This is a genomic window from Geodermatophilus sp. SYSU D00879 (assembly GCF_054050375.1).
Genome location: NZ_JBJGZF010000008.1, coordinates 1 through 11,599, shown reverse-complemented (window position 1 = coordinate 11,599; position 11,599 = coordinate 1). Strand labels below are relative to the sequence as shown.

The 11,599-nt window shown below is 76.4% G+C and carries 13 protein-coding genes; 7 read left to right on the top strand and 6 right to left on the bottom strand.

The window, feature by feature from the left end; translation table 11 throughout:
• Positions 1-49 precede the first annotated feature (49 nt).
• Positions 50-889, bottom strand: a complete 840-nt coding sequence (locus ACI79B_RS12145; protein WP_456927832.1) for a helix-turn-helix domain-containing protein — start codon at positions 887-889, stop codon at positions 50-52.
• Between the two features lie 37 nt (positions 890-926).
• On the opposite strand from ACI79B_RS12145, the gene ACI79B_RS12140 reads away from it, so the two are divergent.
• Genes ACI79B_RS12140 through ACI79B_RS12120 form a run of 5 tightly spaced genes read left to right on the top strand, consistent with a single transcriptional unit; the run spans position 927 to position 4,015 of the window.
• Complete coding sequence (locus ACI79B_RS12140; protein WP_456927831.1) at positions 927-1,487, top strand: TIGR03086 family metal-binding protein; 561 nt, start codon at positions 927-929, stop codon at positions 1,485-1,487.
• Between the two features lie 29 nt (positions 1,488-1,516).
• A complete protein-coding gene (locus ACI79B_RS12135) occupies positions 1,517-2,428 on the top strand; it encodes an alpha/beta fold hydrolase (RefSeq protein WP_456927830.1) in 912 nt (303 codons plus the stop codon).
• Complete coding sequence (locus tag ACI79B_RS12130) at positions 2,425-3,054, top strand: class I SAM-dependent methyltransferase (RefSeq protein ID WP_456927828.1); 630 nt, start codon at positions 2,425-2,427, stop codon at positions 3,052-3,054. Before ACI79B_RS12135 ends, ACI79B_RS12130 begins: the two co-directional genes overlap by 4 nt.
• Before the next feature lie 26 nt (positions 3,055-3,080).
• Complete coding sequence (locus ACI79B_RS12125) at positions 3,081-3,638, top strand: hypothetical protein (RefSeq protein ID WP_456927827.1); 558 nt, start codon at positions 3,081-3,083, stop codon at positions 3,636-3,638.
• Entirely contained in the window at positions 3,635-4,015 is a 381-nt protein-coding gene (locus ACI79B_RS12120) for a DUF4267 domain-containing protein (RefSeq protein WP_456927826.1), read from the top strand. The genes ACI79B_RS12125 and ACI79B_RS12120 overlap by 4 nt, the downstream gene beginning before the upstream one ends.
• Before the next feature lie 34 nt (positions 4,016-4,049).
• Here the strand turns inward: ACI79B_RS12120 and ACI79B_RS12115 are convergent, their stop codons facing one another.
• The 3 genes from ACI79B_RS12115 to ACI79B_RS12105 form a co-directional block, all read right to left on the bottom strand.
• Complete coding sequence (locus tag ACI79B_RS12115; RefSeq protein ID WP_456928031.1) at positions 4,050-4,577, bottom strand: NUDIX hydrolase; 528 nt, start codon at positions 4,575-4,577, stop codon at positions 4,050-4,052.
• A gap of 71 nt (positions 4,578-4,648) precedes the next feature.
• A complete protein-coding gene (locus ACI79B_RS12110; RefSeq protein ID WP_456927825.1) occupies positions 4,649-5,428 on the bottom strand; it encodes a sporulation protein in 780 nt (259 codons plus the stop codon).
• An 84-nt stretch (positions 5,429-5,512) separates the two neighbouring features.
• Positions 5,513-6,007: a pyridoxamine 5'-phosphate oxidase family protein gene (locus ACI79B_RS12105; RefSeq protein ID WP_456927824.1), complete on the bottom strand. Its 495-nt coding sequence runs from the start codon at positions 6,005-6,007 to the stop codon at positions 5,513-5,515.
• Positions 6,008-6,146: 139 nt separating this feature from the next.
• Between ACI79B_RS12105 and icmF the strand changes: the two genes are divergently transcribed.
• Together icmF and ACI79B_RS12095 are read left to right on the top strand one after the other, a co-directional pair.
• The gene (gene icmF / locus ACI79B_RS12100) at positions 6,147-9,383 is read left to right on the top strand and encodes a fused isobutyryl-CoA mutase/GTPase IcmF (protein WP_456927823.1); all 3,237 of its coding nucleotides are present in this window, start codon (positions 6,147-6,149) and stop codon (positions 9,381-9,383) included.
• Positions 9,376-10,146: a helical backbone metal receptor gene (locus tag ACI79B_RS12095; RefSeq protein WP_456927822.1), complete on the top strand. Its 771-nt coding sequence runs from the start codon at positions 9,376-9,378 to the stop codon at positions 10,144-10,146. Before icmF ends, ACI79B_RS12095 begins: the two co-directional genes overlap by 8 nt.
• On the opposite strand, the gene ACI79B_RS12090 is transcribed toward ACI79B_RS12095, so the two are convergent.
• Positions 10,132-10,803 (bottom strand): enoyl-CoA hydratase-related protein, encoded by a 672-nt coding sequence (locus tag ACI79B_RS12090; protein WP_456927821.1) that lies wholly within the window; start codon positions 10,801-10,803, stop codon positions 10,132-10,134. The genes ACI79B_RS12095 and ACI79B_RS12090 overlap by 15 nt on opposite strands.
• 39 nt (positions 10,804-10,842) lie before the next feature.
• Positions 10,843-11,445, bottom strand: coding sequence for a helix-turn-helix domain-containing protein (locus ACI79B_RS12085; RefSeq protein WP_456927820.1), 603 nt, complete (start codon positions 11,443-11,445; stop codon positions 10,843-10,845).
• Positions 11,446-11,599: the final 154 nt, after the last annotated feature.

Genomic DNA, 11,599 nt, shown 5'->3' with positions numbered 1-11,599 from the left:
GTTGACGCCCCGGACGGCGCTCTCCTCCTGCGCGTACCGCGCCGTGCTCCTACTGCGCGTACCGCGCGGCGAACTCGCCCGGCGTCATCCCGGTCACCCGGGCGAAGTCGCGGGTCAGGTGCGGCTGGTCGGCGTAGCCCAGGTCGGCGGCGACCCCCGCCAGCGTCGCCGTCCGGTCGCGCAGCCGGCCGGCGGCCTCCTGCAGCCGCCGCCGCTGCACCAGCCACTTGGGCGTGAGGCCCAGCCGGCGGGACACCAGCCGCTGCAGCGCGCGCTCGGACAGCCCCGTCTCGGCGCACAGCTGGTCGACGCGGGTCAGGTCCGGCCGCGACTCCACCAGCGCCACGAGCCGGTCGACCAGCGCGCCCTCCTCGTCGACCGGCGGGAACCGGCGCAGCGCGTCGTCGTAGGCGGCCCGCGCCTCCGCGTGTGCCGCGGGGGAGTGCGGGTCGGCCGCCATCGCCGCGCGCACCCGGGCGGCCAGCCGGGCGCCGTCGTCGCCGAGCACCTCGCCGACGTCGACGTGCCGGTCGGTGTACGGCGCCACCGGCCCGCCGGCCACCAGCGCGCCCGCGGCGGGGGTGAGCATGACGCCGACCGCCCAGCCGTCGCCGGCGAGCGTCGTCGTCGACAGCCCCGGCACGACGCCGTAGAAGCGGGCGTAGTCCGGCGCGACGACGAGCAGGCAGACCGGGTACTGCAGCACCCGCTGCACCGCCTCCTCGCCGGGCGGCACCGACCACACCGGGATCCAGAACCGCTGCACCAGCGCGGCCAGCGGGCCCGTGACCTCGTAGCGGTACATGACGTGCGAGGCGTCGCGCGGGTCGCGCAGGTGCGCCCGCTCGACGGCGTCCCGAGGGTGGACGGCGGTGCTGTCGGGTTCCATCAAGACGCAGGCTGCCGCACGCGGCCAGGGTCGGGCCATGGACACGACGACCGCCACCCCGATCGCCACCGACTACGCCGCCGTCCTCGAGCCGCTGCTCGCCGTCGCCGACGCCGTGCCCGCCGCCGGGTGGGACGCCGCCACGCCCTGCGAGGACTGGACCGCCCGTGACCTGGTGGCGCACGTCGTCGACACCCAGCGGGAGTTCCTCACCGGCCGCGGCGTCGACCTCGGTCCCGCGCCCGACGGCACCGCCGGCCCCGCCGCGGCGCTGCGCGGGCACGCCGCCCGGGTGCTCGCTGCCGTCGCCGACCCGGCCGTCGCCGACGCCGGGTACGACGGCTTCTTCGGCCCGACGACGGTGGGGGAGACCCTGGCGCAGTTCTACGTGTGGGACATGGTCGTCCACCGCTGGGACCTCGCCCACGCCACGGGCCAGGACGCGACGCTGACCGAGGCCGAGCTCGACCGCATCGAGTCCGGCGCCCGCAGCTGGGGCGACGCCCTGTACACGGAGGGCATCTGCCGGCAGGTGGACGCGCCGGAGGGCGCCGACCGGCCGACGCGGGTCCTGGCGCTGCTCGGCCGCCGCGCCTGACCCGCCCCTCCGCCGGGTAGCCCCGGGGCATGCACCCGGGCAGCACCGACCCCGCCGACGGGCCCCGCGAGGGCCGGCTGCGGCTGCGCGACGGCCGCACGATGGCCTACGCCGAGTGGGGCGACCCCGACGGCCGGCCCGTGCTCGGCTGCCACGGCTCGCCCAGCTCCCGGCTGGAGCGGCACGTCGAGGACCCCGCCGCCTACCGCCGCTGGGGCGTGCGGTTCGTCGTGCCCGACCGGCCCGGCTTCGGCGCCTCCGACCCGCAGCCGGGGCGGCGGGTGACCGACTGGCCGGGCGACGTCGTCCAGCTGCTCGACCACCTCGGCATCGACCGGTTCGCCGTCCTCTCGCTGTCCGGCGGCGCCGCGTACGCGCTGGCCTGCGCGCACGCCCTGCCGGACCGCGTGCACGCCGTGGGGATCCTCGGCGGCGCCCCGCCGCCGGACGTCCCGTGGCCGTGGCCGGGCTGGCTGCCGACGTCGGTCCGCGCGGCCGCGCACCGTCCGTCCCCGGCGACGGCGGCCCTGCTGCTGCCGGTGTTCGCGCCGCTGACCGTCCGCCCGCAGCTGCTGCCGCGCTACCTGCAGCTGCGGCTGAACCCGGCCGACCGGCGGGTGATCGGCCGGCCCGCGGTCCGGCGGGTGCTGGCGCGCACGTTCACCGAGGGGCTGCGCCAGGGCGCCGGGGTGCTGGCCGAGGACCGGGCGCTGCTGTTCCGGCCGTGGGGCTTCCCCGTGGGAGAGGTCCGCCAGCACGTCCACATCTGGCACGGCACCCAGGACTGGCAGGTGCCGGTCGCGCTCGGCCGGGTGCTCGCCGGGATGCTGCCGTCGGTCACCGCGCACTGGCACGCCGGCGAAGGGCACTTCCTCGTCTTCGACCACGCCCGCGACGTCTACGGTGCGCTCGCCCGCGGAGTGGGTAGCCGCCCGGCATGACCGCCCCGCACGGGAGCCGCACCGTGCCCCCCACCTTCGTCGACGCCAACCGCCTGTGGGTCGACTCCCGCCTCCGGTACGAGATCGGCCTGCGGGTCGAGGGGCGCATCCTGCGCCGCCTCGGCGCCCGCGGCGAGCGCGTCGTCGAGATCGGCACCGGCCGCCGCGGCCTGGGCGCGCGGGTCGCCGTCGAGCGGCTCGGCGCCACGCAGGTGACGGCGTTCGACCTGTACCCGGCCACCGTCGGCCGCGCCCGCATCGCCTGCGCCGACCTCGCCGACCGGGTCACCTTCCGCGTCGGGGACGCCACCGCGCTCCCGGTCGACGACGCGAGCACCGACCTCGTCGTCGACCTCCACGCGCTGCACCACATCCGGGACTGGCGGGCCGCCGTCGCCGAGGTCGCGCGGGTGCTGCGCCCGGGCGGGCAGCTGGCGCTCACCGAGATGACCGCGCGGTTCGTCGACGCGCCGTGGCTGCGCGCGGTCTCCCGCCACCCGGCCGACCGGTTCTCCACCGAGCAGCTGCTGGCCGAGCTGCGCGCGCACGGGCTGGAGGTGCCGCCGGGGCGGCTGCGGCGGGCGGCCGGCGACCGCTGGGTCCAGGCCGTCGCGACGAGGACGTGACGCCACCGGGCACGACGACGGCGGGCGTGCGCGTCCCCGCGGTCGTCCGCGAGACCCTGGCGCTGCTGCGCCGGCACGCCGGGCGGGTCTACGCCCTCTCGCTCGCGGTCACGCTGGTCAACACCGTCCCCGACGTGCTGCGCCAGCTGCTCGTGTACGACGACCCGAGCCTCGCGCACGCGCTGCTGGTCGACGTCGTCGGCTTCGCCACCGGCCTGCTCGCCCAGCTGTGGCTGACCGGCGCGCTCACCGGCCTGCCCAGCGACGGCCGGGTGCGCCTCGGCGGCGCGCTGGGGCGGGGGACGGCGACCGCGCTGCGGGCGGTGCGCACCTCGCCGGCCGCGGTGCTCGCCGGGGTGGCGCTCGGCGGCGCGGTGTCGGCGCTGCTGACCGTCCCGGCGTCGGTGGCCGCGCTCGGTGTCGACGGCGTGGTCGGCCCGCTGGACGCCCCGTCGGCGGCGGCGTTCACCGTGGCGACGGTCAGCGACGTGGTGGCCAGCTGGGCGACGCTGCCGTTCCTCGCCGTCGTGCTCGTGCTCACCGCCGGTTCGGGCGGGGCGTCCGCGGGCAAGGGCCGCCCGTGAGCAGTCACGACTGGGACGTCACCCGCAGGACCGTCGGGTCGCTGTCGATGTGGATCGGGACGGCGGCGCTGTTCGCGCCCCGGTGGATCGCCGGGGCGCTCGGGGTGCGCCCCGACGCCGCGCGGGGCGACGTCGCACTGCCGCTGCTGGTGCGCCTGGGCGCGGCCCGCAACATCGCGATGGGCGCGGCGCTGCTGGCCACCCCGGCGCCGCAGGCGCGGCGCACCACCGAGGTGACGCTGCTGCTCACCGCGCTGGACGCCGCGGCGGTGTGGACCTCCCGCGCCGAGGGCGACGTGGCGAGGCGCAGCGCCGTCCTGTCCGGGATCGTGCTGGGGTTGGCCTCCTACGGCGCCGCCCGCTGGCACCGGCGCTGACGCCGGACCCGTGCACTTCCGCGTAAGTGCACGCCTAGCGCCAGGCGAAGACCGGCTGCTCCAGGTGGGCCACGCGGGTGGGCAGCCCGCGGCACACCACCTGGCAGAACTGGTACACGACCGCGGCGGTCGGGGCGTGCACCCAGCCCCCGAGCAGCGGCAGCCGGATGACCGGGGCCTCGGACTCGGGGATGGACACCAGCACCGGCTCGACGTCGAGGTCGGCCAGCGGCACCTGGTACGCCGCGGCCACCTCGGCCTCGGCCGGGCGCAGCTCCCCGGCGTCGCCGGCCCACACGACCACCGGCGTCATGACGTAGCCGGAGCGGGTCACGTAGTCGTCGAGCAGGCCGACGACGTCGTCCTCCCCGCGGACCAGCCCGACCTCCTCCTCCAGCTCGCGCAGCGCCGCCTGCACGGGGGTCTCGCCCGGGTCGAGCCGGCCGCCGGGCAGCGCCCACTGCCCGGCGTGGGCCCGCAGCCCGGCCGCGCGGCGGGTGACCAGCAGGGCCGGCACGTCGCCGGTGCAGGTGACGCAGACGGCGACGGCGGCCTGGCGCAGGTCGGGGCGGCCGGCCGCGCGCCGCGGGAGGTCCCGCAGGCGCGCGGCCGCCGTGTCCCGGTCGGGGGTGCTCAGAGCCAGCCGCGCCGGGCGCCGAGCTGGCGGACGGCGGCGTCGAGCTGCGCGGCCACCGCGGAGACGTCGGTGTCGTGGTGGCCGAACCGCAGCCGGCCGCCCACGTCGCGGCCCTCGGTGAGCAGCCCGCCGCGCCGGTCCACCTCGAGCACGACCTCGACGCCGTGCGGGCCGGCCAGGAAGGTCACCTCGAGCTCGTTGACGCGCCCGCGCAGCGACGACGGCGGCGCGAACTCGACCTCCTGGTAGAAGGGCAGGTCGCTGCCGGCCAGCCGGCCCTTCTCGACGTCGGCGCCGCGGAAGCGGAAGCCCAGGCCGTCGAGCGCCCGGACGACGGTGCGCTGGACCGGCAGCGGCTCGACCGTCACCGCGTCGAGGTCGCCGGGGTCGACGGCGCCGGGGATGTCGACCTTGGTGCGGAGGCCGATCTTCACGCCGCGCAGCGTCCAGCCGTCGAGCGTCGTGAAGGGGCACTGCCAGGGCACCGGGAAGCTGAACGGGATCGACGCCTTCGCGCCCGCCTCGATCCGGCCGGCGCCGGCGATCGGCGCGGTGCCGAAGGTGACGTTCTCCTTCCACTCGTTGTCGCCGCTCTCGACCTCGACGGTGGCCTGCAGGGACACCCGGATCTCGTTGATCTCCTGGGCGACCTGCCCGCCGGTGAGGTGCACGGTGCCGGTGACGGTGCCGCCGGGGGTGGTCACCGGGCGGTCGAGGACGGCGTCGACGCTCGCGTTGCCGGCGCCGAGCTTCGCCATCAGGTTGCGGAAGGCCATGGTGGTGCTGCTCCGTTCGGTTGGGGACGGCGGGCACCCTGACACGACGGCCGGGACCTGACGAGGGGTTCCCGCGCGTGCCGGTCAGGTGCCGGTCTTCTGCCGCACGAGGTCCTCCACCGCCTGCGGGATGCGGTTCTCGAAGTCGTGGACGCGGGCCCAGGTGGGGGTGACGTCGATCCGCGCCATCCGGTCGTAGAGGGCGTGCACGCCCTGCTCCCACTGCGGGAACAGCTCGGCCGGGGTGACCCTGCGGGCGCCCTCGACGTACTCGGGGAACACGCCGTCGACGAGCGTGACCTGCGCGGTCCCGCGGACGAGCAGCACGTTCGGCGGCCACGCCGGCGGGCTGGTGTCGATCGTCAGCGCCACCGCCGGGTGCGCCTGCAGCGCCGCGACCTTCGCCGAGCCCGGCACGGTGCCGACGACGATCGTCGTCCCGTTCCAGAGGAACCCGACCGGGACCACCCGGGGCGTGCCGTCGCGGGCGACGTAGGCCAGGCGCGCCGGGTTCGCCGAGTCGAGCAGGCGGCGGGCGACGGGGTCGTCGAGGACCGCGCGGACGTCGTCGGGGGTCATCGGCCGGCCTCCCCGGGACGGCTGTGGGAGCGCGGCCAGCCTCCCACCCGGGCGCCGTCGCCGGGCCGGTCCGCGACGCCCCGTGCTGGACACGCCGAGATGGTTGGACGTCCTACTAAATCGGGCCTACCGTGCAGCCATGGCGTCTGCGGAGCTGCACGTGCCCGTCCACCCCGTCCGCTTCGTCACCGCGGCCAGCCTGTTCGACGGGCACGACGCGGCGATCAACGTGATGCGGCGGCTGCTGCAGAGCCAGGGCGCGGAGGTGGTGCACCTCGGTCACGACCGCGGCGTCGACGAGGTGGTGCGCGCCGCCGTCGAGGAGGATGTGCAGGGCGTCGCGATCTCCAGCTACCAGGGCGGGCACGTCGAGTACTTCAGCTACCTCAAGGAGCGGCTGGCCGACGCCGGGGCGGGGCACGTGCAGGTGTTCGGCGGCGGCGGGGGCGTCATCGTGTCCGAGGAGATCGCGCTGCTCGCCGAGCGCGGGGTGCGGGTGTTCAGCCCCGAGGACGGCGCCCGCCTGGGCCTGCCCGGGATGATCAACGAGCTCGTCCGCGCCTGCGACGTCGACCTGACGACCGAGGGTCCCGACGTCGACGCCCTCCTCACCGGCGACCCGCGGGCGCTGGCGCGGGCGATCAGCGTGCTGGAGGCCGGTGCTGACGAGGCGCTCGCCGCCCGCGTGCGCGAGGCCGCCGCGGCCCGCACCGTGCCGGTGCTGGGCATCACCGGCACCGGCGGCTCGGGCAAGTCCTCGCTCACCGACGAGCTGCTGCGGCGGCTGCGCCGCGACCAGGAGGACAAGCTGCGGGTCGCCGTCGTCGCGATCGACCCCACCCGCCGCCGCGGCGGCGGCGCGCTGCTCGGCGACCGGATCCGGATGAACGCGCTGGAGTCCGGCGACGGGTCGCACACCTTCTTCCGCTCGATGGCCACCCGCGCCGCCGGCGCCCAGGTGCCCGAGCACCTCGACGACGTCCTCGCCGCGGTGAGGGCCGCCGGGTTCGACCTGGTGATCGTGGAGACGCCGGGCATCGGGCAGGGCGACGCGGCGATCGTGCCGTTCAGCGACGTCTCGCTCTACGTCATGACGCCGGAGTTCGGCGCCGCGAGCCAGCTCGAGAAGATCGACATGCTCGACCTCGCCGACGTCGTCGCGATCAACAAGTTCGAGCGTCGCGGCGCCGAGGACGCCCGACGCGACGTCGCCCGGCAGATGGTGCGCAACCGCGAGGCGTTCGGCGTCCCGTGGGAGCAGATGCCGGTGTTCGGCACCAGCGCCGCCCGCTTCGACGACGACGGCGTCACCGCGCTCTACCAGCACCTGCTCGGGCTGCTCGTGGAGAAGGGCCTGCCCGCGGGCACCGGCGTGCTGCCGCGGGTGGACGTGCGCGCCTCGACCGGGCTGGCCAGCGTCGTCCCGTCGTCGCGGTCGCGGTACCTCGCCGAGGTGGCCGAGGCGGTGCGCGCGCACCACCGGGTGACCGAGGAGCAGGCCGCCGTGGTGCGGCGCCGCGAGCACCTGACCACCGCGGCCGAGGTCCTGGACGGCGACGCGGCGGAGGCGGCGAGGGCGGCCGCCGGGGCCGCCGACGCCGAGCTGCTGCCCGAGGTGCGCACGCTGCTCGAGGAGTGGCCGGCGCGGGTGGAGCAGTACTCCGGCGACGAGTTCGTCTACACGGTCCGCGGCAGGGAGATCCGCACGCCGCTCACCCGGGAGACGCTGTCCGGGACGAAGGTGCCGCGGGTCGCGCTGCCCCGGACCTCCGACGCCGCGGGCCTGCTGCGCTTCCTGCGGCGGGAGAACCTGCCCGGCTCCTTCCCGTACACGGCCGGCGTCTTCCCGTTCAAGCGCGCCGGCGAGGCCCCGGCGCGGATGTTCGCCGGCGAGGGCGACGCGTTCCGCACCAACCGGCGGTTCCGGGTGCTGTCGGCCGGCAACGACGCCACCCGGCTGTCCACGGCGTTCGACTCGGTGACCCTCTACGGCCGCGACCCGCAGCCGCGGCCCGACGTCTACGGCAAGGTCGGCACCTCCGGCGTCTCGATCGCCACGCTCGACGACATGCGCGTGCTCTACGACGGGTTCGACCTGTGCGCGCCCACGACGTCGGTGTCGATGACGATCAACGGCCCCGCGCCGGCGATCCTCGCGATGTTCATGAACACCGCGATCGAGCAGCGGCTGGACCGCTTCCGCGAGGAGGAGGGCCGCGAGCCCGACGCCGCTGAGGCCGAGGAGATCCGCGCCTGGGTGCTGGCCACCGTCCGCGGCACGGTGCAGGCCGACATCCTCAAGGAGGACCAGGGCCAGAACACCTGCATCTTCTCCACCGAGTTCGCGCTGCGCTGCATGGCCGACATCCAGGAGTGGTTCATCCAGCACCGGGTGCGCAACTTCTACTCGGTCTCGATCTCCGGCTACCACATCGCCGAGGCTGGGGCGAACCCCATCAGCCAGCTCGCCTTCACGCTGGCCAACGGCTTCACCTACGTCGAGGCCTACCTCGCCCGCGGGATGGCGATCGACGACTTCGCGCCCAACCTGAGCTTCTTCTTCTCCAACGGGATGGACGCCGAGTACACGGTGATCGGCCGGGTGGCCCGGCGGATCTGGGCGGTCGCGATGCGGGACCGCTACGGCGCCGGCGCGCGGTCGCAGCAGCTCAAGTACCACGTGCAGACGTCGGGCCGGTCACTGCACGCGCAGGAGATGGACTTCAACGACATCCGCACCACCCTGCAGGCGCTGTGCGCGATCTACGACAACGCCAACTCGCTGCACACCAACGCCTACGACGAGGCCGTGACGACGCCGTCGGAGCACTCGGTCCGCCGGGCGCTGGCCATCCAGATGATCATCGACAGGGAGTGGGGGCTGGCGGGCAACGAGAACCCGCTGCAGGGGTCGGCGATCGTCGAGGAGCTCACCGACCTGGTCGAGGAGGCGGTCCTGGCCGAGTTCGACCGGATCGCCGAGCGCGGCGGCGTGCTGGGCGCCATGGAGACCGGCTACCAGCGCGGCCGGATCCAGGACGAGTCGATGCTCTACGAGCACCGCAAGCACGACGGCTCGCTGCCGATCGTCGGCGTCAACACCTTCCTCGACCCCCGTCGCGACGAGGCCCCGCCGAAGCAGCTGGAGCTGGCCCGCGCGACCGAGGCGGAGAAGCAGTCCCAGCTGGACCGGCTGGCCGACTTCCACGCCCGGCACGCCGACGAGGCGCCGGCCGCGCTCGCCCGGCTGCAGGAGGCGGCGACGTCGGGCGGCAACGTCTTCGACGCGCTGATGGACGCCGTCCGGGTGTGCTCGCTCGGCCAGATCTCCGACGCGTTCTTCGAGGTGGGTGGCCAGTACCGGCGCAATGTGTGAGGACGACCTCGGCGCGCCGGTCCCGCTGACGGGGCCGGCGCGCCGGATCGTGTCGCTGGTGCCGTCGCTGACCGAGGCGCTGGCGGTCACCGTGCCCGGCCGGCTGGTCGGCGCCACCGACTGGTGCACCCACCCGGCCGGCCTCGGCGTGCCGCGCGTCCGCGGCACCAAGAACCCCGACCGGGCGGCGGTCGCCGCGCTGGCGCCGGACCTCGTCGTCTGCAACCGGGAGGAGAACCGGCGCCTGGACGTCGACCGGCTGCGCGCGGCCGGCATCGCGGTGTGGGTGACGGTCATCGAGTCGGTGGACGAGGCGCTGGCCTCGATGCGGCGGCTGTTCGCCGAGGCGCTGGCGGTCCCCGAGCCGGACTGGCTGACGGACGCCGCGCGCGCGTGGGCACGCCCGGCGCCGGAGCCGCCGCTGCGCTGCGCCGTGCCGGTGTGGCGGGACCCGTGGATGGTGGTCGGTCCGCGCACCTTCAGCGGCGACGTGCTCGCCCGCCTCGGCCTGGTCAACGTCTTCGGGGAGGGGGAGGACCGCTACCCGCACGTGGCGGTCGACGACGTCCTCGCCGCGCGGCCCGACGTCGTCCTGCTGCCCGACGAGCCCTACCCGTTCACCGCCGACGACGGCCCCGAGGCGTTCCCCGGGGTGCGGTCGGTGCTGGTGTCCGGGCGGGCGCTGACCTGGTACGGCCCGTCGCTGGCTCCCGCCCGCGACCACCTGCTGGCCGCGCTCGGCCCCCGCTCAGCCCCGGGGTGACACCTCGTCCCGCAGCAGCGCGAGGGCCGGGACGTACAGGCGGGACTTGATGGTGCCCAGGGTCGGGCCGGCCTTCCCGGCGAGCGCGGCGGCGATCTCCACGGCGGCCGGGCGGACCTCCTCCTCGGCGACGGCGCGGTCGACGATCGCCGCGGCGAGGGCGTCGGTGCCGCCGTAGCGGCGGCCGGTGGTCATCGCCACGTGCGCCGTCTGCGGGGTGAGCCGGGCCTGGACCAGGGCGGACATGCCGGGGCTGAAGGGCAGGTCGATGTCGATCTCCGGCAGGCACCAGAAGCCGCGGTCGGCGCGCATGACCCGCTGGTCGTGCGCGAGCGCGAGCATCGCCCCGGCGGCGAAGGCGTGGCCCTGGACCGCCGCCACGGTCGGGACCGGCAGCGCCAGCACGCGGGCGAGCAGCCGCTGGACCGTGCCGACGTAGGCGTCCCGCTGGTCGGGGTGCTCGAGCAGCCAGGCGAGGTCCAGGCCGTTGGAGAAGAACTTGCCGGTGGCCGTGGTGACCAGGGCCCGGGGCCCGGAGGCGCCCTCCACCTCGTCCAGGGCGGCGTCGACGGCGGCGAGCCGGTCGGGGGAGAAGCGGTTCTCGTCGGCGCCGAGGTCGAGCACGAAGACGTCGTCGGAACGGTCGAGCGTGGGCACGGTGGTCTCCCGGTTCGGTGGGTGGGGATGGGGGGCGGCTCAGGCCGGCGGGCCGCAGTCGACGACCGCGCCGACGGCGGCGGCCAGCTGCGCGCGGGTGTGCGGGTGCACCCGTCCGGCGCGGATCCCGGGGAAGAGCAGCGCGGCGGGCAGGCGCACGACGCAGGTGGTGACGGCGCCCGTGGCGGCCACGTCGTCGCGGTCCCAGAGCGAGCGGGCGAGCCGGCGCAGCGTGTCGAGCAGGTCGGCGTCCAGGGCGCGCAGGCCGTCGGCGACGTCCGGGGCGACGGCGTCGGTGAGCACGTCGTCGCGCTGCAGCCCGACCAGCAGCCGCGCCGCCCGCAGGTCCTGCTCGGCGAGCCGGGCCGGGGCGTCGGCGGCGGCCTGCACCGCCCGGCGGGCGTCCCGGCCGGCCTCCGCGACGGTGGCCCGCTGCAGGTCGAGGAACTGCCGCGCGCGGCGCAGCCACGCGGCCCCCACGACGGTCTCCAGCGAGCCGAAGGCGTGGTAGATGCTGCCGTTCGAGGCCCCCGACCGGGCGGCCAGCGCGCGGACGGTCAGCTGCGCACGGCCGCGGTCGACGAGCAGCTCCTCGGCGGCGTCGAGGAGCGCGTCGGGCGCGTGGACCCGGGGCCGGGGCATCGGGACCTCCTCCGTGGACGGACGAGGCCACCGTAGTGGGGGGGGGGGGGGGGGGGGGGGGGGGGGGGGGGGGGGGGGGGGGGGGGGGGGGGGGGGGGGGGGGGGGGGGCGGGGGGGGGGGGGGGGGGGGCGGGGGGGGGGGGGGGGGCGTGTG

What these genes read in the sequence shown, in the direction of transcription:
- ACI79B_RS12130 (WP_456927828.1), top strand. Translation starts at nt 2,425, where the DNA reads ATGACCGCCCCGCACGGGAGCCGCACCGTGCCCCCCACCTTCGTCGAC.
- ACI79B_RS12140 (WP_456927831.1), top strand. Translation starts at nt 927, where the DNA reads ATGGACACGACGACCGCCACCCCGATCGCCACCGACTACGCCGCCGTC.
- icmF (WP_456927823.1), top strand. Translation starts at nt 6,147, where the DNA reads ATGGCGTCTGCGGAGCTGCACGTGCCCGTCCACCCCGTCCGCTTCGTC.
- ACI79B_RS12145 (WP_456927832.1), bottom strand. Translation starts at nt 889, where the DNA reads ATGGAACCCGACAGCACCGCCGTCCACCCTCGGGACGCCGTCGAGCGG.
- ACI79B_RS12085 (WP_456927820.1), bottom strand. Translation starts at nt 11,445, where the DNA reads ATGCCCCGGCCCCGGGTCCACGCGCCCGACGCGCTCCTCGACGCCGCC.
- ACI79B_RS12110 (WP_456927825.1), bottom strand. Translation starts at nt 5,428, where the DNA reads ATGGCCTTCCGCAACCTGATGGCGAAGCTCGGCGCCGGCAACGCGAGC.
- ACI79B_RS12105 (WP_456927824.1), bottom strand. Translation starts at nt 6,007, where the DNA reads ATGACCCCCGACGACGTCCGCGCGGTCCTCGACGACCCCGTCGCCCGC.
- ACI79B_RS12095 (WP_456927822.1), top strand. Translation starts at nt 9,376, where the DNA reads ATGTGTGAGGACGACCTCGGCGCGCCGGTCCCGCTGACGGGGCCGGCG.
- ACI79B_RS12135 (WP_456927830.1), top strand. Translation starts at nt 1,517, where the DNA reads ATGCACCCGGGCAGCACCGACCCCGCCGACGGGCCCCGCGAGGGCCGG.